This window comes from Streptomyces sp. NPDC053048 (genome assembly GCF_044547045.1).
Taxonomy (GTDB): domain Bacteria; phylum Actinomycetota; class Actinomycetes; order Streptomycetales; family Streptomycetaceae; genus Streptomyces.
Window position 1 is genome coordinate 61,607 of record NZ_JBITZS010000005.1, and the last position, 25,881, is coordinate 87,487.

The following is a 25,881-nucleotide window of genomic DNA, read 5'->3' on the forward strand; positions in this document are numbered from 1 at the left end:
AGCAACAAGCCTCAGTCCGCCGCCTTCGTGTCCGTGACTCCGCAGTACTCGGACTCGATCAGCGTCTTCAGGTTGAAGGCCCAGTCACCGTTGATGTTGAACGCGGCAGTGTGGCGCCCGTCTTCCGTCGAGGTGGCCAGGGTCTTGGAGCCGTGGATGTCGCCGTCGTGGTACCAGACCGGCAGGCCGCACGGCAGCACGACCCGGTGGATTCCCAGTCCGTAGTCACCCGCTTCCGGGATTCCTGTCGGAACGGTGGTGAGAAGTTCCTTCTGCTGGCGGCCCGGGAGCAGCTTGCCGCCGAGCAGAGCCTGGTAGAAGCGGTTGAGGTCGCCGGTGGTGGAGATGATCTCGCCCGCCGACCACAGCCAGGAGGGGTTCTGTTCGGTGGTGTCGTATGTCTTCGCGTTCGGGTCGTCGAGGTAGAGCTTGCTGTACGCCCGGCCGTGCGGGTCCGGCATGCGTGTCGTGGTTCCCGGCAGGCTGGTGCCCCGCAGTTGCAGTGGCTGGACGATGCGCCGTTCGACCTCATCGGCAAACCGGTGACCGGCGACTTTCTCGGTGATCATTCCGGCGAGGATGTAGTTGGTGTTGGAGTAGTGCCAGGCCTTGCCCGGCTCGAAGACAGGCGGGTGGCTCAGGCCGACGGCGAGCATCTCGGCCGGTTTCCTGCTCTGGAACCGGTGCCGCGGGTAGTCCTCGTGGATCTGCCGGGAGAAGCCTTCGTCATCCGTGTAGTTGAACAGGCCGCTGGTGTGGTTGAGCAGCTGGCGGATCGTGATCCGGCTGCCGTCGTTGCCGTTGCCGCGGACCACGCCGGGCAGGTGCTTCTCGACCGTGTCGTCCAGGTCGAGCTTGCCCTCGGCTTCCATCTGGAGCAGGACGACGGAGCTGAACACTTTGCTGACACTGCCTATCCGGAACCGGTCCTCGGAAGCCCGTTTGCGCTGGGTGCCGAGATCTGCCATCCCGGCCGTGCCGTTCCAGATGCCCTTCTCGGTGGACAAGGCGATGCGGCAGGGCCCGGATGCGTTCGCTGCGGCGGTGCGAACGGCCACGGACAGCGTGCCGGCCGCACAGTCGGCCGCCGCTCTGGTACTGCTGGTGGACCAGTTCGAGGAAACGTTCACCCTCTGCCGGGACGAAGCCGAGCGAGCCGCTTTCGCGGAGGCACTGCCGGCTCTGGCCGCGGGGCGGACGGAAACGGGGGACGGCCTGCCGACTGCGCTGGTTGTCCTGGCGGTACGAGCCGACTTCTACGACCGCTGTCTCGCTCACCCCGGGCTGGCGGCTTCCCTGCGGCAGGGGCATGCCACCCTCGGCCCGATGAACGACGCGCAGCTTCGCGACGCCATCACCGGTCCGGCGCGCGCGGCCGGCCTGGAAGTGGAGGCAGGGCTGGTGGAAGTCATGCTGCGTGACATCGGTCTCGCCCCTGGCCATACGGCGGAGGCCGACCTTCCGCGTGCTGGAGTGCTCCCTTTGCTGTCCCACGCGCTGCTCAGCACGTGGCAGTGCCGCGAGAACACCGCACTGACGCTGGACGGCTACCGGCTGACCGGCGGTATATCGGGGGCCGTCGCGGCCACTGCGGAACGCGCCTACGGTTCGCTGTCCGCGGAACATCAGGCAACTGCCCGGAACATCCTGCTCCACCTGGTCCACATAGGAGAGGACAAGGAAACCGGCCGCCGTGTCCAGCGTACGAGCCTGCTGGAGCACGGCCCCGCATGGGAGAGCACCGAAACCGTCCTCGAACTCTTCACCCGCGCCCGGCTGCTGACTGTGGATTCCGGCCATGTGGAGCTGGCACACGAGATTCTGCTGAGGGTCTGGCCGCGTATGCGCCGGTGGATCGACGAGGACCGGGCCGGCCTGCGGACCCGCCAGCTCCTCACGGAAACGGCCGCCGCATGGCAGCGGGAAGGCCGTGACAAGAGCCTGTTGTACCGGGGAAACCGGCTGGCCTCGATCCGCGATCGGTCCGCGGCCGAACCGCACCATGCCGCTCCTCTCGGCCCCGTGGCGCGGTCCTTCCTCGAGGCGAGCATCGAGCTCGAGGCCACCGAGAAACAGGCCGAGCAGCGCCGAGTACGCCGATTACGACAGCTCGCCGGAAGCCTCGCGGTCCTGCTCGTCCTCGCCCTGGTCGCCGACGGGATCGCTCTCCAGCAGAACCGGACCGCCCGCGCCCAGCAGCGCATCGCAGCCTCCCGCGAACTCGCCGCGCGTGCGGACGTCGTGGCCGCCGAACGCCCGGAGGCGGCGATGCTCCTGGCTCTGAGCGGCTACCGCCGGGCCTCGTCCGCCGAGGGACGCGGCAGCCTGCTCGGCGCGTACGCCCACTACCGTGCCCGGCAGTTCATCGGGCACACCGAACGCGCCACTGCGGTAGCCTTCAGCCCCGACGGCCGCACATTGGCCACCGCGGGCTACGACCGTACGGTTCGCCTGTGGGACATCACCACCCGCCGGCAGACTGCCGTCCTCGACGCCGCAGGCACAGGCGACGACGCCGTCACGGCCGTGGCGTTCTCCCCTGATGGCCATACCCTCGTCGGCGCCAATACCAGTGTCGACTTCGCCGAATTCTGGGACGTATCGACGCACAGGCGGCTCGGCCTGTTGTCCGGACGGCCCGATCCCGGCACGGTGGCGCGCTACAGCCCCGACGGACGCCTGCTGTCGACGGCCGACTCGGGCGGCCGGATCCTGCTGCGGGACGCACGCTCCCTGCGGCCCATAGCAACCCTCACCGCAGACACCGCGGCGGTAAGAGGCCTCGCCTTCGCGCCCGATGGACGCCATCTCGCCGCCTCGGACGACGAGGGCACCGTACGTCTGTGGGACACGACCGCACACCGGCAGTCCGCCACCCCTCACCGGACACACCGACGCTGTTCAGGCCGTGGCCTACTCCCTTGACGGACGCACGCTCGCCACCGCCGGCGCCGACGGCACCGTACGCCTGTGGGACACAAAGACCCACCGCCCGATCGCCACCCTCACCGGACACACCAAGGGCGTCACCGGGGTCGTCTTCTCACCGGACGGCCGCACCGTGGCGACCACCAGCGCGGACCGCACGATCCGCCTGTGGAGCGCCGCCACGAACCGGACGACCACTGTCGTCGCGGCCCGTACGACCGACGGCTCTCCGGTCTTCTCGCCCGACGGCCGCACGCTGGCGACGGCAAGCACCGACAACGCCACGCGGCTATGGGACCTCGATCCCGACAAGGTGGCCACCGAAGTCTGTGCCCTCGACAGAAAACACCGCTGGACGCAACTCATCCCTGACCTGCCCCGGTCGAAACCCTGTGGGTCCTAGCTAGGGCCTGTCGTCACATTGCCGTCGTCGCCCGGAGGGCGGCCCCGCGGCGTCTGGTGCGTGCTCTCGGCGTGCCGGGCGGAAGTCCTCGTACTGGACGTACTTGGGCTTTCGCCCGGTGCGGCGAGTGGGGGCGCCCCCTGCTCGAAGAGCTCGGGGGAGCGTGCCAGGCGTCGCGGGGCAGACGGGCGCTCCGCACCGACCCCGCCCGCGCCACCCACCTCCTGCGCGCCCTGCTCGTCCTGACGAACCTCGAAGTCAGCCGCTGAGCACTGGCCTACGGCTTGGGGAACACCAGGGCGCTGCCACATCGTGTCGGTGTCCCGAAGCCCAAGAGCACTTGGGGCAGCCTAGATGCCCATCACGTACCACTGTCCGGGCGATGTGCCATACAGGTACAAGTGCCGGCCTCGTCCGATAGGGCGTGCGTACCGCTTGAGGGGTGCGCCGTCAGGGAGGGTGAGACAGGCTTCCTCGGTCAGCAGGACCTCGTGCTCTGTAATGCGGCAACGGTGCAGGCGGTCTGGTTGCCGGTTGCCTCCGAGCATGACGATTTGCTCTTCGTGCACGGCCATGCCCGTAGGGGCGACCACAGGGGTCTTCCGGAGCCGAATCTGTCCGTTGGTCCGGGCCTCAAGCAGCGGGAAGGTCGGGTAGTAGTTGGCCCACGCGACGCCGTCGTCAACGTTGAAGGCATAGACCGTATCGATGTACTCGATGCCCTCCGGAGGCGTGTACCGCCACTGCTGGTTGCCGCCGCTGTCCCAGCGCACCAGGCCGGCTGCGCTGATCGGGTCGATGTAGACGCCTTCGTCGAAGTAGGCACTCCATACATGGTGCAGCCGGTCCGCCATCAGGTACTCGACCGCACGCCCCATGGCGAAGCTGCGGCGGCGTCGGCCGTCAGAGCCGTAGATCTGCGCATTGTGCTTCCCCGCGTCACCGTAGCCTTCCAGGACGAACCGGCCATTGGGCAACGCATCCAACTGGGTCACCCGCAAGCTCACGCCGCGCAGGAGCTGTTCCCGAACTGTGCCGCCGCTGTTGATGACAAGGAGCGCGTCATAGGGTCGGGTGCGTGGCTGGGGGTAAGGCCTGCCATACGAACTTGGTTGGAGTTCCGCATCGGGGCAGATCAACCAGAGGGCTCGGCCCCAGGCGTCCACTGTGGTCGCCAGGACCTTCCGGTGGTCGTACTGCCGAGGCAACAGTGCGTGGGAACGCAGCGCCACCTTCCTCAAAAAATCACCTCACGGGCGAATGAACATGACTCGCCCATGATCGCATCCCTCCAAACCCCACCATCTGCCAGCCATGCCAATGCCAATGCCACGGAGGCCCTGGCCGTCGCCCCCTGTCTGGCACGACGGCCGCCATAATCGCCCTTAAGATCGTTCACTTGTCCACTAGGGGGAAATGCATGCGCAAGATCATCATGGGCGCGGCGCTGGTCCTGACCACGGCTGTGCTGACGGGATGCGGCAGCGACGGCAGCCCGGCCACATCCGATAAGCCCGCTGCGTCCGTTCAGCCGAAGGCGAAGGCGGAGAGCGGGAATGGGAGCGGCGAGGTCAAGCACGAGGTCACCCTCGAAGTCCTCGGCACCGGCACCACGTCGGTCTACTACAACCTCGACACCAACAAGATGGAACAGGTCCAGCTGCCCTGGAAGAAGACCTCGACCATCACCTTGACGACGGACGCCGAGAAGAAGGCCGGCCTCGGGGTGTCCGTCGTGCCCGGCTCCGTCAAGGGTCCCGACGGCATGCTCCACCCCGCGCCGTGCGTCATCACCGTCGACGGGAAGAAGGTCGCGGACAACCAGGACGGCAAGTCCGACAAGATGTGCGAGTTCAAGGTGAAGTAAGGGTTCCCAGGGGACCGGCGGTTGCTCAGTCCCAGATCTCACACCCGGCGAGGGGGCATGCCGTGACTGACAGTGCGGAAGGCTTTCGCGCGGCCACCGGGGACGAGCACCCGTCCGGCCCCGAACTCAGCGCCGAGGAGCGGGCGGCCGCCGCACGCCAGGCCATGGACGGCGTGTGGCAGATCCGGAAGCTGATGAACCCGGCGGACGGCCGACCCGTGTCCGTGCCGGCCGAGTGGGAACGCCGCCAGCCCTTGCGCGCCGTCGCCCTCGGCCTGGCGGCGGCCGGGCTCCCCGCATCCGCCCTCGGCCTCGACGGCCGGCGCACCGCTGCAGGCTACCGCGTGAGCCATGTCGACGAAGTCGTCCGCGTGGAATGGCTCGGCCCGCCCGGCAGCCGGGCTGGCTACGAGCAGCACGAGCAGCTTCAGCGCTGCTCGCGAGCCCTGAAGGACCTCGGCTGGCAGGTCCTGGAGTACCGCGGAGCACGTCGGCACCGATGGCTGGAGGTCGAGCCGCTCCCGTAGGCGCAGGCGCGAGGCGACAGGCTGCGCCAGGCGGAGTCGTCCTCCGTCCGCCCCGAGGCTCGTCGGCGCTGTGCCGCCCCCTTGAGTCCGGGGGGACAGGTTGTTCGAGGGAGCGGACGGGGCAGGGGAAGCCGTCTTGATGCTGGGACCGGCCTTGGGGTGGCTGGTGGCCGTCGCCTCGTGGTCATCGCCGTGGCCCAACGCTCAGCGCCCCGAGCCACTCCAGCCGTCGCCGTTGCCCAAGCCGTTCCTGTGGATGGCCGGCGTGGCCGCGCCCTGAATCTGCCCCCGACCTCGACAACATGGCCCTGTCGGCCGCCCAGGTGGTGCTGTGGAGCGCCGGGGTCCTTCTGCTGCCGCCCGTTGTGGGCCGAGTCGGGAGACACACGATGGGTGTACGACGAGGCGGCCCTGTCCAGGAACCCCGACGCTCCCGGCCGGGTGACGACTCACGCCTGAGAACTACCGCGGCCGGTCCGCCGCCTCGCGCAGCGCTTGTGGGGAGCCCAGGATGCCGTGGGGCAGGTAGCCGGAGCGGACGTTCAGGTCGTCGTGCATCGCCTGAAGTCCCTTCAGGGACAGATCGCCATAGCGCAGCTCCTGGTAGCGGCGGAACGTCCGCCAGGAGATGTCCTCCAGCGCCTGGACGATCTGCTGCTCACCGACCTCATGACGCGTCACGTCGTGCACGGCTCCTGCCCTCCCTTGATCTTCCGGCTGGCAGCCGACGATGCCAGCAACCGCCGACAGTGCCGCCGCGCCTTGCTGGGACACTGAACGAACGCCGGCTCGCCCTCGGAGTCAGGGGCAGCGCTCGTACACCGCCCTGCCCGGACCGGGGGGCGTGGTGGTTCGCGGGCGGAGCAAGCCGAATCAGATCGGCAGGTCGACCGGCCCCCATCCGCGGTGGTGGGCTTCTGCGACGACCGCGGCCCACCCGTGGAGCAGCCGCGGACCTTGCTGGGAAGGAACGGTGAGTTCCGGGTGGGTGGGCGGTGTCAGTCCGGACGCAACAGGCGGTCGCCGGGGGCGATTCGCCTCCGGTGACCGTCTGCTTTCGTCATCGCACGGTCAGGACCAGCTTTCCCGTGGTGCGGCCCGTGTCGCCGAGCTCGTGCGCCTTCGCCGCGTCCGCCAGCTCGAACGTGCCGGCGATCTCGGCGCGCAGTCGGCCGTCGGCCACAAGTCGGGCGATGGCCGCCATCCCGGCGTGGTCGTCCTCCACCAGCATGATTTCCGCGCGCACACCGTGCCGGGCCGCCTCCCGGGTGAGCGCGGGGTTGCCGTCGTCGAGCCGGAGGGAGACCAGGATGCCGCCGGGGCGCAGGCTGCGCAGGGAGCGGATGGCGTGGTCGCTGCCCTGGGAGTCGAGGACGACGTCGGCGTCGCGGACGGTCTCGGTGATGTCCGTGGTGCGGTAGTCGAGGACCTCGTCGGCGCCCAGGGCGCGCACGAAGTCGTGCTTGGGGGTGCTTGCGGTGCCGATCACGTGTGCTCCGCGGGCCTTGGCGATCTGGACGGCGAGGTGGCCGACGCCGCCGGCGGCCGCGTGGATCAGGACCCGCTGGTCGGCTTCGAGGCGGGCGGTGTCGACGAGGGCCTGCCAGGCGGTGAGTGCGGCGAGCGGCAGGGCGCCGGCCTGGACGTGGTCGACGGTGGCCGGTTTGGGGGCGAAGGCGCGGGCGGGGCCGGTGACGTATTCGGCGTGCGAGCCCGCTCCGTACGGGTAGGGCAGCATGCCGAAGACCTCGTCGCCCGGCTTGAAGAGGGTGACGCCGGCGCCTGTCGCCTCGATCACGCCGGAGACGTCCCAGCCGAGGACGAACGGGGGCTCACCGAGGAAGAGCCCGGGGATACTGCGGTGCTTCCAGTCGGTGGGGTTGACCCCTGCGGCGTGCACCCGGACGAGGACCTCCCCGGCCCCGGGCGCCGGCCGTGGCAGCCGGACCTCCTTGAGCACCTCGGGGCCGCCGAGGACGTCCTGGCTGATCGCGCGCATGGTGGTGATGTCGTTCATGCGCCCCAGCCTGCGGCGCTCGGACGCCCGACGGGAGTGGCATGAATGCCATTCACCGATAGGATCATGCCATGCATCGTGTCGTCGTCCTGGCGCTCGAGGGGGTCTATCCCTTCGAGCTCGGCATCCCCCAACGCGTCTTCGGCACCGCGGACGGCCGCTACGAGACGGTCACCTGCACGGTCGACGGCCGCCCGGTGCGCACCTCCGCGGACTTCACGATCGCCGCCGACCACGGGCCGGAGGCACTGGCCACCGCGGACACGGTGGTCATCCCGCCGTACGAGTCGGCGCCGTCCTCGGTGCGGCTCCCGGCTCCGGTGGCGCAGGCGCTCGCGCTGATCCCGGCCGGCGCGCGCGTGGTGTCCATCTGCACCGGCGCCTTCACGCTCGCCGCGGCCGGGTTGCTCGACGGGCGTCGCGCCACGACGCACTGGGCGCTGGCGGCCCGGTTCCGGGATGCGTTCCCCCAGGTGGACCTGGATGCGGGCGTGTTGTTCATCGACGACGGCGACGTGCTCACCTCGGCCGGGGCCGCGTCCGGTGTGGACGTTTGCCTGCACCTCGTGCGCAAGGACCACGGCAGCGAGGTGGCCAACCGCGTCGCGCGCCGGTGCGTGGTGCCGCCGTGGCGGGACGGCGGGCAGGCGCAGTACATCGAGCAGCCAGTGCCGGAGCCGTCCGCGGCCGGGACGGCGGCAACACGGGAGTGGGTACTCGGGCGACTGGACGAGCCGCTGACGCTGACCGACCTCGCCGGGCACGCCCGGATGAGCCTGCGGACGTTCGCCCGCCGGTTCCGGGACGAGGTGGGGATGAGCCCAGGTCGATGGCTGATCCAGCAGCGGGTCACCCGGGCGCGGGAACTGCTGGAGTCCAGCGACCTGCCCATCGAACAGATCGCCGGCAGGGTCGGCTTCGCGACGCCCGCGTCCCTGCGCCAGCACCTGCATGCCGCGATCGGCGTCTCACCACAGGCATACCGCCGCACCTTTCAGGCCACGGGCGACCGCTGACCTCTCGCGGAACGCCACCAAGCCACCGGATCAACGCGGCCGGCATCAGGGCAAGCAGGCTCGTCACCTCGGCGACCGCTCCACCGAGGCGGGCACCCTCGTGCTCACGCAGGCCCCTACGCCTCCCGGCGCGCCGCCCAGCCCAGCCTCCTCGCCTTCACCCAGACCGCAGACCGGTCGGACGAGATGAAGACGAGAGAAGACGCTTCAAGAATGCCGAAGTTACCGCCTGGTGAAGCCCGCCAACCTGCGCGACGCCCAGTTCCTCGTCGACTCCATCACCCACAAGTCCGCATCATGACCGACATCGAGGAGTGCGACGACCACGGGCGCGCCCCCGCCGGATGCTGCGGCATCCTCGGCCCCCGATGAACACGACGGCCCCGGTTGAGACCCATGGACCAGCCGGGCCCCTCCAGCCGGAACACCCTTTCCCGGCGGCGGACCGGAAGCACACCGCACCCTGGCGGCCCGACGCCCCCGCCGCGATCCTCAAAGGCATGATGTCCACCGACAGCGACGACCCCGCTGACCCGCCCGAACCGGCCGCCGACGGTGACAGACCCGTCAAAGTCGTCTCCTTATGGCTGCCGCTCATCGTTTGCCTCCTTACTGTCCTCGGCAGCGCCGGCGCCGCCTTCGTCACCGCGAAATTCACCCTCGACAACGACCGTGAGCAGCGGCAGCACGACACCGCCCGCGAGATCCACAAAGAACAATCCGGCGCCTATGCCTCCCTCGCGGAAGCGGCGAACGAACTACGCGGTCGATTATGGATCTACGACACCAAACCCAGCGAGCGGAGCCGGCTAGGCAAGGGCTCAACCGAACTCGTACGCAAAGCCGAGAACGCCGATGCCCTTCTGCAGACCAGCCCCGACCAGCAGCTGCGCGAACAAGCCCATGACGTCGGATGGCTCACCCGGTATGCCGCCGACTGCCTGAACGCCACGGACGGCAAAGTGTCTCTCCCCGGCGATGACGGAAAGCCGCTTAGGCAGACATGCGCGGAGGTCGCGGGGGCACTGACTGTCGAGCTCGACAAGCTACGCGAGGTCGTACCCCCGGCCTTCAACAAGAGCTGACGATCTCGGGTGAAATTGAGTGCCGGGTGCGCTGGCCCGGCAAACTGGCTGGCGGATAATCAGCAGGCGGTCTGCCGGGCACGCGCCCGCGCCTGGTCGGGCGCGGGCATCACCTGCTCGGTTGTCTACCCCGCCGTCAGCACAGCTTGAGACTGCCGCCCCCGAGCAGCGTGTCCTTCACCCAGCCCTGACGCTCAGTGCCCTTGATTCGCACGTGCGACCATGTCCCGTCGTCCTGGGTGCGGGTGTAGCAGTGGTAGTAGACCGTGGCACCCTGGGGGATCTGCCCGAGGGCGTCGCAGCTCGTGTGCGGGCCGACGCGGTACCGTACGCCGCTCGCCGTGACCTTCTTGCTCCCCGAGTCCTTGTTGGACCAGCCGTGCGAACAGCTCAGGAGCTGCTCGACGGCGGGAGCGGCCTTGGCGCTGGCACCGGGCACGGCCGAGGCGGAGGGGGCGAGCAGGAGTCCGCCGCCGAGCAGAGACGCCGTGGCTACGACTGCTAACGATTTGCCTATGCGCACGCTGATTCCTCTCTGGTTCGTGGACCCATGCATGATGTCCGGGAGATAGGTGTGCCGGGAAGCTACTTGGGCCATCAAAGTTTGTGCGCCTTCGTAGGTACCCATCTGTACGGCGTTCGGGCCGGACTTGAGCGGACCTCATCGCGGAGACCTGGCCGCTTATCAGACGCCTGGTGAGGTGTCTTCGACGTGGGCGCAGGTCCCGTTGCGCACGGCCTGGACCGTGGCTGTGAACAGTGCCGCGTTTGTCGGGTCCATGAGCTTCACGCCGTCGTCGGGGGTGAACCAGGCCCAGCCCAGCAGCTCCCCGTCCGGCACACGGATACCGGCGTGCTGGCCGCAGTCCACATGGAGGGCGAAAACGAACAGCTCGTACGGGTCGGCGATGTACTTGCTGCCCCACCCTCGGTCCGCGGTGAGGTGCTGGACGGCCAGCAGCCGCCCCGGCCGGCCGTCGAGCCCGGTCTCCTCGCGAGCCTCGCGCACCGCGCACCGCCGAGGCGTCTCGCCGGGCTCGGCCTTGCCGCCGGGGATCACCCAGTGCCCGGTCTTGGCTCTTGGGCGCGGCGGATGACGTTCTCGCCCACGCCGAGTTCCCCTCCGAGTTCCGGAACGTGTGCCCACGCTCTTGATCTTTGCTGGTGCCATCAACGGTGACCACATACGGCCCGCCCGGATGACATGGTGAGCGGAGCCAACGTCGTGCTGTGTGCCCAGGAGAGCCGGACGGGTCTGCAGGGACGGCACCGTCCTCTACGACAACGAGCTCGTGGACGGACTCTGGCGCAGACGGGCAGCCTCTGACAGGACGGTGGTCTACGAGCGGTCCCGTCCGTGGCGTGCCCGGGAGACGGCCGTCTTCCGTCGGGACCTGGCGCGGACCGATCAGAGCCTGCATCGCGAGCTGCACTGCGAGGACCAGCGTCTGGCCGTGCAACGGGATGCCGAACGTGCGGCAGCCCTGGCCGAGCCGGTCCGCCCGATCGCGCAACTGCGGCGGCAGGCGCCCGGGGTGGACTATCACCGGTTGTCGGCCGCGAAGCACCGGTGGACTTTCGACGAGCTGATCGCGCCGTCGTACCTCAGCGGCATCGTCTCCCGGAACGATCCGAGGGCGGTGTATGTGCTGGGTCAGCCCGAGGCAGCCAAGACCGCGACCGCGCGCATGGCCAAGCGGGCGATGCGGTCGGGCACGACTCGCCTGGTGGGCGACGACTTCAAGGTCTCGCACCCCGACTACCACCAGCTGCCCAGGGACGACCCCCGCAACGCCGGGGCGGCGATCCGCGCCGACTACCGCGCCTGGTCCGCCGAGGCCGAGGCGTACGTACAGGCATGGCGCGGCGATGCACTGATCGAGGCTGCGCCGGGCAGCGTGGAGGAGTTCCTGGGCAGCGCGTTGCCGTTCGCATCCGACCAATATCCGCTGGAGCTGGTGATCGTGGCTGTGCGGGAGGCCGACAGCCGACTTGCGACTGCGCTGCGCTATGCCCCGGGCCCAGCAGATCGGCCTCAGCGGCCGGTTCACCTCGCGCCCGAGCTGGTGGCGGCGTCCGACCACCGGACACTCGCCCTCGCCACCGGATCCCCGGGCGACGTCTGCCTGTGCCATCCGTTCCTGGTGGACGGCTGGACCGTCCACCGGATCCCGCGCGAGGAGTTCCCCGGCGAACTCGACGTGCTGCACACCTCCTTCCCCTTCGACCGCCGCCATGTCACCCCTCCGGGCAAAGCCCGGTGGTGTGGGCACCCGTCTTCGTGCAGTGCGACGGCCGCATACGCATACGCGTACGCTGCAATGCGCGTCGGAACGAGACGGCTGCGGAGCTGACGGGTGAGGCACTGCCTCCACAGCGGCGTGGAGGACTCGAAGCCCTGAAGCAGGTGCTCGGCCGCAGCGATCTTCGGTTTGTGCTGCCCTTGGAAGAGGGCGACTGCCTTGTCATCAATGGCCGCCGGGTGCTGCACGGGCGCACAGGGTACGACGGCTATGCCGACATCGACCGCCGCCGCTGCCTTGTCCGTCTCATGCTCGAGTGCCGCGACCAACCGCCAGGCTTCGGCCAGCACCAGCAGGCATCCGGCACAGCCGGGCTCTCTCCCCGGCACCGGATCTGAACTCGCGGCCACTCCTCACGCCCAGCGGGCTCACCAGGGCGCCGTGGCCCGAGGCAAGAGCCCCGCACCGCCTTGGTGGGCCGGCCATGCTGTACACCGCATCGACAACCTGCCGTCCGCGGCCGGCCTGGTCGGCAACGCCGGCCTCCCAGGCCGAGGTGGCGCCGACCCGAGCCGGCAAGCACTGACCGCACCCCGCGAGGACGCGGCGTCACTGCCCCTCGGGGCCGACCGTCTTCTTCTTCTGGAACGGCGCCTGGTCCTGGCCCAGGTCCTTGTCAATCCTGTAGAGGTCGGCGCTGGCGTGCTCCCCCAGGGCCACCAGGTGGAAGCCACCGGACGGATCCTTGGGGTAGTAGAAGAGGGTGACGCTCGCGCTCGTACCGGCCTTGCCGGCACTGGCATGGAAGACCTGCCGCTGCTCGCCGTCGACGACGTGCATCCCGCTGTTCTTCCCCTGGCCGTTGTACGCCTGATTCAGCGCCTGCCCCAGCGCGGTGACACGCCCAGCGCCCACGTGATCCTTGAGGTCCTTCTTCGCCGCATCCTGGTTGGCATAGGTCTCAAGCGTCTTCGTCATGACACTCCTTGTCGACACACGCCGGTTGAATCGGACCAGGCTCCGCATCATGCCCCGGCTCATGGAAGCGGACAACAGAGCGGGACCGGCCAGTTCGCCCCCCGACCACCCCGGCCATGTTGGGGACCATCCACAGGGGCCTCACCCTCGCCGGCAGCCCCACCCCGATCCCGCCCGAAGGTCTCCGAGCACTCATGAGGACATCCTCGAGCGGATACGACGCGGCAGCAGGGCCGAAGCCCCCCCATCCACCGCGCCTTCACCCCTGAGCCGGGAGGCCGGCAACAACGCCCACCTCCAGGACCATCCGGACCTGTCAGCCGCGCACGGACACCTCAGTGGCCGGCTCCTCGCCGGCGGTGCGGTCCGGGCTCTGCGGACAGCCGCCTGCTGGTCGTCCTCGCGCACCGGGTGCAGTCCCTTCAACGTCCGTGCGGGACTCCCTCAAGGCCCGCAACGCCGTCAGGTCGATCGCGGGGCTGGGGCCGACTTCCAGCTCCGGGTCGCCCGTTTCGGCGAGCATCCGCCTGCACAGTAGATCGTCCGTCAGCGGCCGGCTTGCCGGTTTCTGCCGGCTGGGGCCGGGGGGCCTTCTACGACCCGGTGCACGCTGGCGACCGGAGCTACCCCTACCGCGGACTCTGCGGCTGCTCGTGAGGCAGCGTGGGCAACGATGCCTGCGGCAGCCGCCGCCTACCTGCACCCGCTGGCCAAGGCCACAGAGGTCAAGCACATTCTCGGAGCCGGCGCCTACGCTGCCAGAGCAACTGAACTCGCCACCGGCGACGATCGGAGTGTTGGTGCCGAAAACCTTGAGCAGATGGTGCACCATGCGACACCAGTCGTCGTTGACGTGCTCAAACGCTTCCCGGCGGCGCCGAGTGGCGGCGGACGAATCGGTGGGTTGATCCGCATGCTGGACGCTGAACTTCGTTCACTCACCCTCACTGAGTGACTTTCAGCGTTCAGATGGCGCGGCCTCAGCTCCGTCAGCGGTTGACTTCGAGGTTCGTCAGGATGAGCAGGGCGCACAGGAGGTGGGTGGCGCGGACGGGGTCGGTGCGGAGTTTGGTGAGGGTCCACCAGTTCTCGAGGCGGGCGAAGCCGTGCTTCGACTAGCACGCGTCCTACGGCGAGGACTCGGTTGGCGGTCTTCTGGCCGGGGGTGAGCTTGTGGTCGCGGGTGACGGTGAAACCGGTAACGACTACAGGGCCGCAGACGTCGTTGTCCAGGCCGCGGAAGCCGAGGTCCGCAAGAGCACCGAGACCGGCGGCACGCAGGCGGCCCAGAATGTGGTCGTGTTGGGCGCCAGTGATGCCGTGGGCGCGGCCGGGCCGGACCGCGGATATCTGGACAGACGGCCTCTCTCGTCGGTCAGGGCGAAGAAGTGCAGGCCATGGCAGCGGTGTTCGCCGAAGCAGTTCGGCCGGTCGGCTCTTCCGGTGGGGCTCCGCACACCAGCACTTTGACCTGCCGTTTCAAGTTGACGGGGGCTCGGTGCGGTGCACCGCCCACACCGAGTGCACCGGGCACCACAGCGGCTTGGAGCTCCTTGAGGAGGCCCCGACGATCCCACCAGTACCTGACACCGCCCGGGAGCAGGAGATGATGCAGGGCAGGTGGCGCGTACCTCGCTCTCGTGTGATTGAGCGCCTCACTTGGCGGGTTTCGCCAGGTAACCACACTCAGGCCAATGCCCGTGTGGCAAGATCGACCATGTGATCGAATCTTCAGCACGCAAGGGCGGCCTTCGCCCCGGCCGGTGAAGTGGCTGGACGCGGCCGTGGCCGATGGGACCGCCACGACGCCTGCCCACCCTTCCCGCATCGCGCTCTTCGACGCGGTAGGCGCCGACCCTGCCGGCCCCGTCGCCATCCGGATGCTCCAACTCACCCACGCCGGAGAGCCGTTCGTACGGCGCGAGGCCATGGACCTCCTCTGCAGTCTGACCGGCGAACGGCCATGGCCTGAGGCCGTCGAAGCCGCGCTGACCCGGCTCGGCGACCCCGACGAGGAGGTACGGCGCAGAGCCGCATACCTCGTCGGGCACAGCGGACAGCCCGACCTTGTCCTCACCACCCTCGGCGACGTCACCGACCCTGCGGTGCGTACCGTCCTGGCCAGGGCGCTCGGCCCCGCCGTCGCCCCTCTGAGGGCCGACCGCCTCGCGGCGGTCCGCTTCCTCGCCAACCTGGAGACCCTGCGGGCCGCTCCCCCCACCCGACGGCCCGACCTGGACGCGGCACTCCTCACCGACGCCCGCGAAGCCGCACTCCACCTGGCGGACATCGGACACCTCTGGGGCCGGATGCTGTACGGGCTGGGGCGCGAGCAACACATCTACGCCCTCGTGACCCGGCTTCTCGCCGAGCCCGCCACCCGGGACATCGGCGCCGAGCTTGCCCGCGAGGCGTGCCACAACTGGCGGGCGGCCCCGGTCACACTGCTGCCGCTGCTCATCCGGCACCGCGACCAGGGAGCCACCCCATGCCTCGAGGACGCCCTCAGGACGGCCTTGATCTCCGAGACGGCAAGGCGGACGCACGGGGCGCTCATCGCGGGGCTCCCGTTCACGCCGTCCCCGACAACCCACCGGTCCCCGTTCGGGAATCCGCCGGTGTACGACAGCGCGTCCGCCGCCGCGCTCCTCGCCACCAGGCCAGTGGGCATCGTCCGCCTCAGGCACGCCACCGCCATCTTCAGCGCCCTGCTGGATGCCGGTCCGCTGACCTTCCGGCAGGCGGCCCAGCTGTACAACCTCACCTTCTCCCGCCCCGGCCGCTCGCAGGCGGAATGCGCCCCGGCGTGGCTGCGGCACGCCGGGTTCTCTGCGCTGCCTCGGCTGCTCGCCCTGATGACGCCGCACCTGGCCGAGTACACGGTCGGCGAGTTCTACCTGGCGGGTCTCGCGCGGATGGGGCGCCACGCGCTGCCCGCGCTGCCGGCCGTGACGGCGGTGATCGACCGGCGCACCCGTATCCCCGTCAACGACTCCACACGCGACGCCGAGATGGAGCTGGACGAGCGCCTCCTGTCCGCCGCACTCCACACCCGCCACGCGATCCTCACGGTCACCGCTCCGTGGCCACCGCCACGGACGCCACCCCCGTAGCGGCCCGCCACTGAAGACAGACGAGCTGCCGCTCCCCCACCAAGTCAGAGCCCCAGCCCCGCCACCCCAAGCACTCACCCACCAAGTGAGGTGCTCAGTGACATCTCGCTACTCCCGGCCCGTACGGCAGGCTCCTGCCGTGACCACAGCGCAGCCGCGTCGTGCCCTCGGCCGAGGACTCCGTACCCTCATCACGTCTGCCCCCGAACCACCCGTCGCCGAGAAGGCAATGAATTTCTCCGCCGGTGCCGCACCGGATGTCGAGGAACACGCCGACGCCATGTGAAGGCGCTCTCCAACCTGGACCCGCACTCGCACAGCTCCTCGCCTCCATCCCGGACGCGACCGGAGGCACTGCTCGAGCACCTCGCACATGCCCAGCGCGGTGGCCAGACCACCGTGGTTATCGACGCCCCCGCCCAACGACGGCGGCGTCGGCTCGGACCCGGCCAACAACACGACGCCCGGAAGGGATGACCCCAGCCCCAGCCCCAGCCCCAGCCCCAGCCCCAGCCCCAGCATGACGATCACCCGTACCGGCGATCCGGCCAAGCACGGGCTGCGGGGATCAGCGACGCCGGCAGCGAGCTCGTAGCCATCGGCCGGCACATGGCCGACTTCCGGCGGAAAGTTGGACTCGGTAAAGACCCACAGCGCGCCACCGTCCGCGCGAGGCAGCCGGCGGGCGATCGCCCCAGGCTGGCGCTGGCGCTGCCGTCGGCCGCTGGACTGTCAACGGTACTTCCGCCTCCTCGCCGACCTGGCCGATACCAACCAGCGTCCTGCCGGCCAACGAGCCGGGCGTGCGGTTCCCAGGTGATGATCGGGGGCGGTGGATCCAGTGGCAGGCGAACTCGTGGAGCGGGGTGTCGGACGAGCGGCAGCGACGGCTGCCGGATCCGGGCGTGAAGCTCGCTGAACGGCCCGCCGTCACCCCCAGCCGCCAGGGCCGGGGACGCGGCGGGGCAGCGGCGATGGAGGGAGGCGTCAAGGAATTCTTGACAAGCCGGTCGCGTCAAGGTTTCCTTGACGCATGTTGATCTTGAGTTCCAAAGCCCGGCACCGGGACCTCCCCGCCACCACATCCATGGCCGCCACGCTGCCGCTCGCCGTGAGCCTGCCGGCCGTGACGGTCCTGTTCGGCGACCGGCTCGGCACCTCCGCCACCGTCGCCCTCATCGTCGTAAACCTTGCACTCATCGCCTGCTCGGGCGGCCTGGCCGCCCGAGCGGCGGCCCGCCACTCCGCCGAGCAGACGCGCCACGACGAGGCAGTCCTCGACACCCTCGAACCCCTTGCCGGACTGCGCCGATGAGTGACGAACCCCTGCTCCACCCGGCGGAGTCGGACCGGATCCGGGAAGGGATCGCCGCAGCCGTCCTCGGCGCCCCCGAAGGGCTGGCCGACTCACTCGAACACGACGCCCACGGGTACCTGCGCCTGCTGGACGCCTCGCGCGTCGGCGCCGAGGAGGCAAGCCGGCTGCTTCGCGAGGCCGTCCAGGGCGCCAGGGCCGCCGGCCACAGCTGGGACACGGTGGGCCGCGTCCTGGGAGTGAGCCGCCAGGCCGCTCAGCAGCGCTTCGCGGTCAAGGCCACAGGCACGGGCCCGTCGGCACCGCCCGCCGAGGGACCGAACGCCCCCAAGCGCCGTACCCTCGGCGGGTTGTCCGCATTCAACGAAATGGCCGCCCTGGAGGAAGCCGGCCGCGACGGCTGGCACATGGTCGGCTACGGCCCCTTCTTCCACGAGGTGGAGGCATCCGGCCACCCCTGGGAACACTGCCGGGTTGCACTCCCCTCCGCCGCGCGACACCGACGAATGCAATCAGAAGGCTGGATTCCGGTCGGCGCCGGATGGTTCCCCTGGCGGTACTACAAACGACCCACCAACCCCGACGCCTAAGGGCGTTAGGGAAAGTACCGTCCCGGTCAGATCACAGTGGTGCTCGACCTGCCCATTCACCCGGCAAGGGCGAGGCTGTGCATGGCCCGACCAGCGTCCGTGTCCACCGCGTTACCGCGCACGTCCGGCTCCCTCGAGGGACTGACGCGCTCGCCGTCGCGGACCGCATCTGCGCCTCGGCCCGGGTCGGTCTTCCGGGGAACGCCGCGCGCATCACCTGGCGGATCTGCCCTGGGCATTCACCCAGGCCGGCCACCGCGAGGACGCCGTCGACGCCCTGTTGGACGCCGAGGAGAAGGCAGCCGAGGAGGCGCGGTGCCGTCCCCGTACCCGGCAGTTGGTGGAGTACCTGCGGTTGCTCGGCGCCGGTCCAGCTGAAAGACGGTTGCGCGCCTTGGCCGGCCACTGTGGACTGTCCGGATGACCAACCGGACGCTCTACCTCATCGCCTGCGCCGCCCCGCCCGTCCGCCGCCTCGGCGTACCGATCCGCGCCGCGCAGGCGGTCGGCTGGGACGTGTGCGTGGTCCTGACCCCCTCCGCCCACCGCTGGGCCACCGAGGACGCGCCCGGCGAGATCGAGAACCTGCGTGCCCTGACCGGCCATCCGGTCCGGCATCAGTACAAGCTTCCCTCCCAGCCTGACGTGCTGCCGGCCCCGGACGCGCTTCTCGTTGCGCCGCTCACCGCGAACACCTTGAACAAGTGGGCTGCCGGGATCTCGGACACCCTCGCCCTCGGCCTTGTCACCGAGGGCATCGGCCTCGGTCTGCCCATCGTCGCTCTCCCGCATTGGAACGCCGCCCAGGACCGCCACCCCGCCGTCCCCCGGAGCGTCGCCGCCTTGCGCGAGGTGGGCGTGACCGTACTCCTCGGCGCCGGCGGGTTCGTTCCCAACCCGCCCCGCGAGGGCGACGACCAGGACGCCTATCCGTGGCAGGCCGCCATCAGCGCGTTGCCGTCCTGACGGCGGGGAAGGTTGCCGACCATGGTGGCGATATCTCCGGAGCGTCAGTGCTCCGCGATCACGAAGAAGGGGCAGCGGTGCCCCATAGGGACGACGCGGCCCTCGGGTCTGTGCCACGTTCACGACCCGGATCTCCAGTGCGGCTATCCGACGCGGCGGGGCCGGTGCGGGGTGGCCACCGGAGGCGGCCCCTGCAAGACCCACCAGGACCGGGGTCAGCCCGGCCCCGGCCAGGAATCCCTCCTCCTGGAAGTACCGGAGACGGGGGCGGAGCCAGACTATGCGGTGCCAGTCCCGCCGACCCTTGCGGCGCGGACGCTGAACCTCGGCTGACCCTCCGCGAACGGGACGCTCAGAGGAGGAGTGGCGGCAGGGCTCACGACAACGGGATGCGCAACCGTTGTGCCGGGAGGCCGTCGTGAAGGACGTCGCGTTACCGGCCGGCGTTGTCGAGTACGACGAAGCCGGATCGGGGCCACCGGTCCAGTCGTTCTGCTGCACGGACTGTTGATGGACCACACGTAGTGGGATCCCGTGATGCCGCTCCTGCCAGAGGGGTTCAGGCATCTGCGCCCCGCCTTGCCACTCGGCGCCCATCGCCGGCCGATGAAACCAGGCCCCGCCTCCCGGTTTCCTCCGGCCTTTCGGCCTGCCGGCTCTGGTCGGTGACCGGCTCACCGGCCTTCATCGCCCGGCGCAGGTCGGCAAGGGCCTACTCGGCGGCGGGCCAACGGGGCCGGTCGCCGCTTTCGGGGAGCTCGATGGTGGCGGTGGCGAAGCCGTCCGCCGCGGCGTGCCGGGCACGGGCCACCAGTCGCCGGGCTGCCTATCGCCCGACCGTGACCCCGGAGGGGAGCACCCATGTCGATACGTTCACGGGTACCACCTCCTCGCTCTCCTGCACGGCCTCCGGAAACGTAGCAGTGGCCGCCATGGTTCCGCCAATGGGTTTCTGCGGAGGCTCCATGGCCGAACACCACGGCGTCGGAGTCACCCCCGTCACCGGTCGGGAAGCGCACGTCCGCCACCGGTTCGAGCACCGAAAAACCGGCAATCAACCGCTGACGGACGATCTACTGAGCAGACAGTCGACCATGACCAGCGCGAGCACCCTGAGCACCGGTCACACCAGCCCTTTGACGTGCGACTTCAAGTTGGCGAGGCCCGGTGCGGTGCATTGCCCTGGCGCGAGCCGTGGCCCGAGGGGTTGCGTGACGCGCATCGGCATACGTCTGCCGGTGTCTATCGCCGCGGTCTTGGTTCGGTGGCCCGGGGCCCAGCGCATAAGGATCATGGCGAGGGCTGGGAGGCTGCCGCTGAGGATGGCGGCGGTGTTTGGGACATGGCAGGAGCGTGGTAGCCGGGTCCGACCGTGTGTCGGTCGGATGGGGCAAGGGAGGAACATGTGGTTCCCTCTGCCCGGCGCCGAGCCGACGGAGCAGGACGTCGCGGCGCTGATCGGGATCTTCCGGGAGCGGGGTCTGCTGCCCCGGCTGGAGTTCGCACCGCAGGCCGCCCCCGCCGTGGCACCGGCCCTGCGGGCGGCAGGCTTCGGCACCGAGGCCGTGCCCAGCAACCCTGACGACACCAACCCGCTCCGGGGCGGCCCCCTGCCACTCAGTCACGAAACGCTGGACGGTCACCGTCCTCGCAGACTGCCATGCACCTGCGCGACCTGCTCATGACCCCTGGCCATCTTCCTGAGTTGGTCGCCGCATACGCCCTGGCTGGTGGCGACCGGTCGGGGCCCGGTCAGTCCTTCGGGCGATGGGATTGCTGAGGCCGTCCCGCGGCGTCCAGCCCACTGGTGACCGCAGGTATTCACCCATGGATATCGGCTCCGGGTGTAGCCGGTGCAGCCAGTCTCGATTGCCTCCGTTCTGGTGGCCCACGGGCCACCAGCGTGCCCATGCCTGAGTGTGGCCGTGGGGCTGGGCGTGGAAACGCGCCGCTCTGCCCATGCTGCTGCCCTGACCGTGGGCCTTCTCGCCACGGTGGCAATCCCACGACCCCAGCCCAGGTCGGCGGCCTCGGCGTCGGCATCCTCTCCCCCGCCATCGACAACGCCTGTGCCAACCAGCACGGTGCTTCCGCCCGAGGAGTATGTGGTCCGGACGGGTGACGGACACGACCCGCGCACCGCTTGTAGGGTCCGCCCATGACGTACAAGAGCGACCGGATCGGCAGTGCGCTGCGCGGGGAGAACCCCACCGTCCTACGTCGCCTGCACTCTTCGTTTGCGGTCATCGGGGATGTGCAGTTCCTTCCCGGGTACTGTGTTCTACTCCTCGACGACCCCGACGTGGAGCAGTTCTCCGACTTGTCCAAGGCCCGTCGTCTGAACCTGGAAATCCTCGGCAACTCCGAACACTTCGTCCACGCCCACCTCTGGCCTCGCTACGACTGGGAGCCCGCCGACATGGTCACGCGTCCGGTGTGGGCGTATCCACGCGGTCGCTGGCACGACCCGCAGCACGCTCTTGGGGTGGAGCACAAGCAGATGCGGGACGCGATTGTGGCCGAGCTCGACTCTGTACTCGGCCGCGGCCACGCCTAACGGCCGGCTGCCGGTACGCCGAGGGCTTGGGCGAGGCAGGTTTCGGCGGTCTCGACCGCTCCCATCAGTTCGGAGAGCAGTGGTGCAGGGATCGCCCCCGGCTGAGGCCGGCGTCGCGGATGAGCGTGTCCAGCTGTTGGGTCTCGGCCGGGGTGATTTGCGCGCGGCCGTGTCGTGGCGCAGGAGTTCGCGGGCGGTGACGGCATCGCCTGATTCCACGGCGTCCCGGATCTGCTTCGTGCACAGGTCCTCCTCCAGCCCCGGGCTCGCCTCCGCCGTGAGGGGTGAGCGCGATGTACGCCGCCGTTTGGACATGGCCGGTGCTGCGCGCGCTTGGCAGGATCGGCGTGCTGCTCTGGCGGAAGGGGCTGGCTCTCTCCACCTGGAGCAATCTGTCGAGCAGGTTCGAGCTCGTGACCCACGGACTCTCAGATCTCTGCGTCGGCCCGTTTGTCCTCTACCTCGTGCTGGTCGGCTTGCCCATGCTCCTGCTTACGGTGACGTTGGTTCGACCGCGGCAGGCGCCATCACCATCTCACCGTTGGGCTTGCCAGACGCGGCTATCGGACCAGCCGTTGCCGCACTAGCAGTATTTGCTGTCGCACTGGTCCACCGGCGGCGTGCCTTGAGGATGCTCCAGGTCCTCCCGTCCCCGTTCGGCGATGGCGGCCAGCAACGGTAACCCCTTGATTGCCTCGTCCGCCCCGCCCAACGCCACTTCGCCGGTGTGGCGCTTCGGTGAGTGGTGACAACCGTCGCCTGAACCTGCGGGCGGCGGCCTTGTGCCGCCGCGTGTGCGGAGTGCGTCCAACACCCGCCCGCCCTCGCTCGCGACAGTGAATGCGATGAGCGTGATGCTGACTGGCGGAAGAGACCGGGCGCCGGGCTACAGCCCTTCCTTGAGGATTCGCGCCGCTCGCCCGATCGATGCCGGCATCAGGTGACGATAGATCTTGAACGTCAGCTGCATGCTCGAGTGGCCCATCCACTCCGCGGCATCAGTGATCGGGACACCCCCTGGAGAGGCGTTCATGACGCCCCCGCCGGCATTGCCTCATCGCACGGTTCTCATCGCTCCGGGCACATGCCGAAGCCCCACCATGACGGCAATGGAAGCGCCCTTCATCCGGATCCGCCAGAAGCACTGACGGTTTCCCTACGCACGGGCGACACACATTCGGTAGATGCACGCATGTGGGTCTGCGATGAAGCGTCTCTTCCTTGGAGTCAGGTCTCCCGGTAGCGCGGGCAGGGTGTCGCCGAGCGGGTGTACCGGGCCGGGCAGTGCCGTGGCTGCGACCACTGCCCGGCCCGGGGGCCTCAGTTCTGCGGTACGAGTGCGGAGTGCTCGTGCTCGCAGGCGTCCTCGATCCCGTAGGTGTCCCAGGCGGGGAACGGGTCGGCGGTGGGGAGGCTCTCGCCGTCCTGCATGAGGCAGCCGGCCAGGGCGGTCCTGAGTTCCTCGGCGCGCAGGCCGGTGCCGATGAAGACCAGTTCCTGGCCCTGTGCGCTGTCCGCGTCCCGGGCTCCGGAGGGCTCGAAGCGGGCGACGGAGCCGGCCTGCGACCACAGGCCGGTCACCCGGGGGCGGCTGGCCAGCCAGAAGAAGCCCTTGGACCGCAGGATCCGGCCGTAGGCCCCGCTGTCGAGGCCTTCGGTGACGAACTCCCACAGGCGGCCCGGGTGGAACGGGGTGCCGGAGCGGAAGACCGTGCTGGAAATCCCGTACTCCTCCGTTTCCGGGACGTGGTCCCCGTTGAGTTCCATGACCCAGCCCGGGGCCTGCTGCGCCCGCTCCAGGTCGAACAGCCCGGTTCCGAGGACGTCGCCGAGGGCCACGCGTCCGCGGGTGGCGGTCACGATCCGGGCCGGCGGGTTGAGCCGGGTGAGGGCGGCCCGCAGACGTTCGGCGCTCTCCTCATCGACGAGGTCGAGTTTGTTGAGCACGATGACGTCGGCGAACTCGATCTGGTCCATCAGCAGGTCGCTGACAGTGCGCTCGTCGTCCTCGTACTGGTCGAGCCCGCGCTCGGCGAGCCCGTCCCCGCCTTCCAGTTCGGGCAGGAAGTTGGCGGCGTCGACGACCGTCACCATGGTGTCGAGGCGCGCCAGGTCACCGAGGGTCGCGCCGTCATCGCGGGGGAAGGCGAAGGTCGCTGCCACCGGCATCGGTTCGGAGATGCCGCTGGACTCGATGAGGAGGTGGTCGAAGCGGTCCTCGCGGGCGAGGCGGTCGACCTCCTCCAGCAGGTCGTCGCGCAGGGTGCAGCAGATGCACCCGTTGGTCATCTCGACCAGGCGCTCCTCGGTCCGCGACAGGGCGGCCTCGCCGCCGCGCACGAGCGCGGCGTCGATGTTGACCTCGCTCATGTCGTTGACGATGACCGCGACGCGCAGGCCCTCGCGGTTGCCGAGCACGTGGTTGAGGAGGGTGGTCTTGCCCGCTCCGAGGAAGCCGGACAGGACAGTGACCGGCAGTCGTTCGCGCACGCCCGTCAGCCTTCGGGGTGGAGCAGACCGCGCTCGTACGCCTTGACCAGGCGCTGCGGCACCAGATGCTCGACGCCGTCGACGGTGATCGGCACGAGCTGCGGCGTGACCGCCTTCCACTGGGCGCGGCGGTGGCGGGTGTTGCTGCGGGACATCTTCCGCTTGGGTACGGCCATGGGTTCGGGGTCCTCTCCGGTCGGTGCGAAACCGAGCATAGATGAAAATGGATCCCATTATCAATTCATGGCTCCGGGGCTGGAGCGCTCAGCCGGCAACCGGCCGCCTGACGGGGGCGGCCGGCTCTCAGGCATCGGGCTCGACCTCGGCGGGAGTTCGGAGCGCCGATGCTGACGCCCCAGCCGCGTCCGGCACGGCGGAAGGCGACTGGCCGCGGCGGCGGCCGACGTCACCAGGAGCGAGAGCACCAGCAGCGATCCGACGATCTGGACGCACAGGGCCACCACCAGTCCGAGGACGAGCATGAAGGCCGTGGAGAGGGCCCGTACGGGTACGCCCCGGGCTGCCGTCACCTCAGGATCGGCACCGGCGAAGGTCAGGGGCCGCCACATGACGACCAGCGTGGCCGGCAGCGCCCCCGGGCACAGCCCGCCCCATTGGCCTGCTCTCATGCCTTGGGCAGCAGCAGTTCGGTGTTCCCGTCCGTCGGTGTGCCCGCGATGGTGGGATCGATCCCGCGTCGCGCGGCACCGAGATCAGTCCTTGAGACTGTAGAACTGAATCGATGAGTTCGGCTTGAACCCGATACGTGGGTACACGGGAGCTCCGGCGGCGGTCGCGTGCAACGTCGCGCGGGTCAGACCGGTGGCTCGGGCGCCTTCGTACAGCGCCTTACGGGTGACCGCCTCGCCGTAGCCCCTGCGTTGCCACCGCGGGTCCGTGGCGACGAGCACGACGAAGAGGCGGCCTTCCGCCTCGACCGCTCCGGCACACGCCACGGGAACGTCGCCCCGCATGCCCAGGTAGGCGTACACCTCGTTCTTCCAGAGCGTGGATCCGACGAGTCCGTCGCGGCCGTGCTCCAGGGGGAAGTCGTAGCCGCGCGAGTTGATGTCCGCGTAGGCTCGCAGCTGCTCATCAGTGGTCACGCGCACGAAGGTCAGGTCGGGGTGGACCGGCTCGGGGATGGGGAGCAGGTCTCCGGCCATGCCCGTGCCCGCGAAGGACTTCTCAAGCCCCGCCCGCTCGGCCGCGTCCCCCAGCGCGGAGCGGGCCTTGTCGTCGAGAAGGTCTTCGAAGAGCCACAGGAATCCCGGGTGCTTCTTCGAGCGCATGATGTCCGCTGCCTGGTTCAGGCGTTGCCCGACGGTCTCCACTTGCGCGCCCACGTCGGTCAAGGTGATGCAGTTCCAGAAGGCGAACCGGCAGTCGGCCCAGCGAACGGCGATGCCGGGAAGGTCACGTACATCCGCATCCGCGTCGCGGTCGAGCACCATGGCCCGCCAGACCACAGCGAGCTGCTCCACCGATTCGACGGACTCCTGAAGATGAGCCATATGGCCTCCCGCGTCGTCGAGCCTGGCGACCCCTTGATCAAACACAGCCCGCGACTCCGGCACACTCCCGGATCGGTGGGTATGGGCACCCTACCTGCGGCACTCATCGCAAGGAACGGGTTGCCCAAGTGACGCACGTTCGCTGAACCGCGGGCTGCGGTGCATGTACAGCCGCATGCCCGCGGCGAATCCCTCCCTGTTGCGCGGCACGCGGTCCCGCACCGCGGGCGGGGTCCGGCCCTCCGTGCGCTGGGCGGCGCAGAGTACTGCAG

At 69.5% G+C, this 25,881-nt stretch carries 25 protein-coding genes and 2 pseudogenes; 15 read left to right on the plus strand and 12 right to left on the minus strand.

Annotated features, from left to right (window positions below; genetic code table 11):
* Window positions 1–11: 11 nt before the first annotated feature.
* Complete coding sequence (locus tag ACIG36_RS14220) at window positions 12–1,007, minus strand: serine hydrolase domain-containing protein (RefSeq protein WP_399926581.1); 996 nt, start codon at window positions 1,005–1,007, stop codon at window positions 12–14.
* On the opposite strand from ACIG36_RS14220, the gene ACIG36_RS14225 reads away from it, so the two are divergent.
* Both ACIG36_RS14225 and ACIG36_RS14230 read left to right on the plus strand, forming a co-directional pair.
* The gene (locus tag ACIG36_RS14225; RefSeq protein ID WP_399926583.1) at window positions 976–2,925 is read left to right on the plus strand and encodes a WD40 repeat domain-containing protein; all 1,950 of its coding nucleotides are present in this window, start codon (window positions 976–978) and stop codon (window positions 2,923–2,925) included. The genes ACIG36_RS14220 and ACIG36_RS14225 overlap by 32 nt on opposite strands.
* Complete coding sequence (locus ACIG36_RS14230) at window positions 2,909–3,331, plus strand: WD40 repeat domain-containing protein (protein WP_399926585.1); 423 nt, start codon at window positions 2,909–2,911, stop codon at window positions 3,329–3,331. The genes ACIG36_RS14225 and ACIG36_RS14230 overlap by 17 nt, the downstream gene beginning before the upstream one ends.
* Before the next feature lie 350 nt (window positions 3,332–3,681).
* Here the strand turns inward: ACIG36_RS14230 and ACIG36_RS14235 are convergent, their stop codons facing one another.
* On the minus strand, window positions 3,682–4,563 hold the full coding sequence (locus ACIG36_RS14235; RefSeq protein ID WP_399926587.1) for a hypothetical protein: 882 nt from the start codon (window positions 4,561–4,563) through the stop codon (window positions 3,682–3,684).
* 188 nt (window positions 4,564–4,751) lie between these two features.
* On the opposite strand from ACIG36_RS14235, the gene ACIG36_RS14240 reads away from it, so the two are divergent.
* Entirely contained in the window at window positions 4,752–5,198 is a 447-nt protein-coding gene (locus tag ACIG36_RS14240; RefSeq protein WP_399926589.1) for a hypothetical protein, read from the plus strand.
* Between the two features lie 62 nt (window positions 5,199–5,260).
* A complete protein-coding gene (locus ACIG36_RS14245) occupies window positions 5,261–5,725 on the plus strand; it encodes a hypothetical protein (protein ID WP_399926591.1) in 465 nt (154 codons plus the stop codon).
* A gap of 462 nt (window positions 5,726–6,187) precedes the next feature.
* Here the strand turns inward: ACIG36_RS14245 and ACIG36_RS14250 are convergent, their stop codons facing one another.
* Entirely contained in the window at window positions 6,188–6,406 is a 219-nt protein-coding gene (locus tag ACIG36_RS14250; protein ID WP_399926592.1) for a hypothetical protein, read from the minus strand.
* A gap of 379 nt (window positions 6,407–6,785) precedes the next feature.
* Window positions 6,786–7,742 (minus strand): NADP-dependent oxidoreductase, encoded by a 957-nt coding sequence (locus ACIG36_RS14255; RefSeq protein WP_399926594.1) that lies wholly within the window; start codon window positions 7,740–7,742, stop codon window positions 6,786–6,788.
* Window positions 7,743–7,813: 71 nt separating this feature from the next.
* Between ACIG36_RS14255 and ACIG36_RS14260 the strand changes: the two genes are divergently transcribed.
* Window positions 7,814–8,758 carry a GlxA family transcriptional regulator gene (locus tag ACIG36_RS14260; protein WP_399926596.1) on the plus strand — a complete coding sequence of 315 codons (945 nt, stop codon included), beginning with the start codon at window positions 7,814–7,816 and terminating at the stop codon, window positions 8,756–8,758.
* A 500-nt stretch (window positions 8,759–9,258) separates the two neighbouring features.
* On the plus strand, window positions 9,259–9,843 hold the full coding sequence (locus ACIG36_RS14265) for a hypothetical protein (RefSeq protein ID WP_399926598.1): 585 nt from the start codon (window positions 9,259–9,261) through the stop codon (window positions 9,841–9,843).
* Window positions 9,844–9,979: 136 nt separating this feature from the next.
* Here ACIG36_RS14265 and ACIG36_RS14270 read toward each other — a convergent pair whose 3' ends face one another.
* Together ACIG36_RS14270 and ACIG36_RS14275 are read right to left on the minus strand one after the other, a co-directional pair.
* Window positions 9,980–10,366, minus strand: coding sequence for an SH3 domain-containing protein (locus ACIG36_RS14270; RefSeq protein ID WP_399926600.1), 387 nt, complete (start codon window positions 10,364–10,366; stop codon window positions 9,980–9,982).
* A 162-nt stretch (window positions 10,367–10,528) separates the two neighbouring features.
* Window positions 10,529–11,029, minus strand: a complete 501-nt coding sequence (locus ACIG36_RS14275) for an NUDIX domain-containing protein (protein WP_399926602.1) — start codon at window positions 11,027–11,029, stop codon at window positions 10,529–10,531.
* Between the two features lie 46 nt (window positions 11,030–11,075).
* On the opposite strand from ACIG36_RS14275, the gene ACIG36_RS14280 reads away from it, so the two are divergent.
* Complete coding sequence (locus ACIG36_RS14280; RefSeq protein WP_399926604.1) at window positions 11,076–12,197, plus strand: zeta toxin family protein; 1,122 nt, start codon at window positions 11,076–11,078, stop codon at window positions 12,195–12,197.
* Window positions 12,125–12,484 (plus strand): TauD/TfdA family dioxygenase, encoded by a 360-nt coding sequence (locus ACIG36_RS14285; protein ID WP_399926606.1) that lies wholly within the window; start codon window positions 12,125–12,127, stop codon window positions 12,482–12,484. The genes ACIG36_RS14280 and ACIG36_RS14285 overlap by 73 nt, the downstream gene beginning before the upstream one ends.
* Window positions 12,485–12,695: 211 nt before the next feature.
* On the opposite strand, the gene ACIG36_RS14290 is transcribed toward ACIG36_RS14285, so the two are convergent.
* Window positions 12,696–13,064, minus strand: coding sequence for a hypothetical protein (locus tag ACIG36_RS14290; protein WP_399926608.1), 369 nt, complete (start codon window positions 13,062–13,064; stop codon window positions 12,696–12,698).
* Window positions 13,065–13,737: 673 nt separating this feature from the next.
* Here ACIG36_RS14290 and ACIG36_RS14295 point away from each other — a divergent pair.
* The 5 genes from ACIG36_RS14295 (at window position 13,738) to ACIG36_RS14315 (ending at window position 19,048) form a co-directional block, all read left to right on the plus strand.
* Window positions 13,738–14,019, plus strand: a complete 282-nt coding sequence (locus tag ACIG36_RS14295) for a hypothetical protein (RefSeq protein WP_399926610.1) — start codon at window positions 13,738–13,740, stop codon at window positions 14,017–14,019.
* A gap of 829 nt (window positions 14,020–14,848) precedes the next feature.
* Entirely contained in the window at window positions 14,849–16,177 is a 1,329-nt protein-coding gene (locus ACIG36_RS14300; RefSeq protein ID WP_399926612.1) for a HEAT repeat domain-containing protein, read from the plus strand.
* 1,033 nt (window positions 16,178–17,210) lie between these two features.
* On the plus strand, window positions 17,211–17,492 hold the full coding sequence (locus ACIG36_RS14305; protein ID WP_399926614.1) for a hypothetical protein: 282 nt from the start codon (window positions 17,211–17,213) through the stop codon (window positions 17,490–17,492).
* Window positions 17,489–18,082: a hypothetical protein gene (locus ACIG36_RS14310; protein ID WP_399926616.1), complete on the plus strand. Its 594-nt coding sequence runs from the start codon at window positions 17,489–17,491 to the stop codon at window positions 18,080–18,082. Before ACIG36_RS14305 ends, ACIG36_RS14310 begins: the two co-directional genes overlap by 4 nt.
* A 420-nt stretch (window positions 18,083–18,502) precedes the next feature.
* Complete coding sequence (locus ACIG36_RS14315) at window positions 18,503–19,048, plus strand: flavoprotein (protein WP_399926618.1); 546 nt, start codon at window positions 18,503–18,505, stop codon at window positions 19,046–19,048.
* Between the two features lie 715 nt (window positions 19,049–19,763).
* On the opposite strand, the pseudogene ACIG36_RS14320 reads toward ACIG36_RS14315, so the two are convergent.
* Window positions 19,764–19,865 (minus strand): annotated as a pseudogene (locus ACIG36_RS14320) (alpha/beta hydrolase); the annotation flags it as partial.
* A gap of 586 nt (window positions 19,866–20,451) precedes the next feature.
* On the opposite strand from ACIG36_RS14320, the gene ACIG36_RS14325 reads away from it, so the two are divergent.
* Complete coding sequence (locus ACIG36_RS14325; protein ID WP_399926620.1) at window positions 20,452–20,733, plus strand: hypothetical protein; 282 nt, start codon at window positions 20,452–20,454, stop codon at window positions 20,731–20,733.
* 473 nt (window positions 20,734–21,206) lie between these two features.
* Window positions 21,207–21,605, plus strand: coding sequence for a diadenosine tetraphosphate hydrolase (locus tag ACIG36_RS14330; protein ID WP_399926622.1), 399 nt, complete (start codon window positions 21,207–21,209; stop codon window positions 21,603–21,605).
* A gap of 1,320 nt (window positions 21,606–22,925) precedes the next feature.
* On the opposite strand, the gene ACIG36_RS14335 is transcribed toward ACIG36_RS14330, so the two are convergent.
* The 4 genes and pseudogenes from ACIG36_RS14335 to ACIG36_RS14350 form a co-directional block, all read right to left on the minus strand.
* Window positions 22,926–24,095 (minus strand): GTP-binding protein, encoded by a 1,170-nt coding sequence (locus tag ACIG36_RS14335; protein ID WP_399926624.1) that lies wholly within the window; start codon window positions 24,093–24,095, stop codon window positions 22,926–22,928.
* Window positions 24,096–24,100: 5 nt separating this feature from the next.
* On the minus strand, window positions 24,101–24,271 hold the full coding sequence (rpmF, locus tag ACIG36_RS14340; protein ID WP_399926626.1) for a 50S ribosomal protein L32: 171 nt from the start codon (window positions 24,269–24,271) through the stop codon (window positions 24,101–24,103).
* Between the two features lie 210 nt (window positions 24,272–24,481).
* Window positions 24,482–24,673, minus strand: a pseudogene (locus ACIG36_RS14345) (metal ABC transporter permease); the annotation flags it as partial.
* A gap of 135 nt (window positions 24,674–24,808) precedes the next feature.
* A complete protein-coding gene (locus ACIG36_RS14350) occupies window positions 24,809–25,609 on the minus strand; it encodes a GNAT family N-acetyltransferase (protein WP_399926628.1) in 801 nt (266 codons plus the stop codon).
* Between the last annotated feature and the right edge of the window lie 272 nt (window positions 25,610–25,881).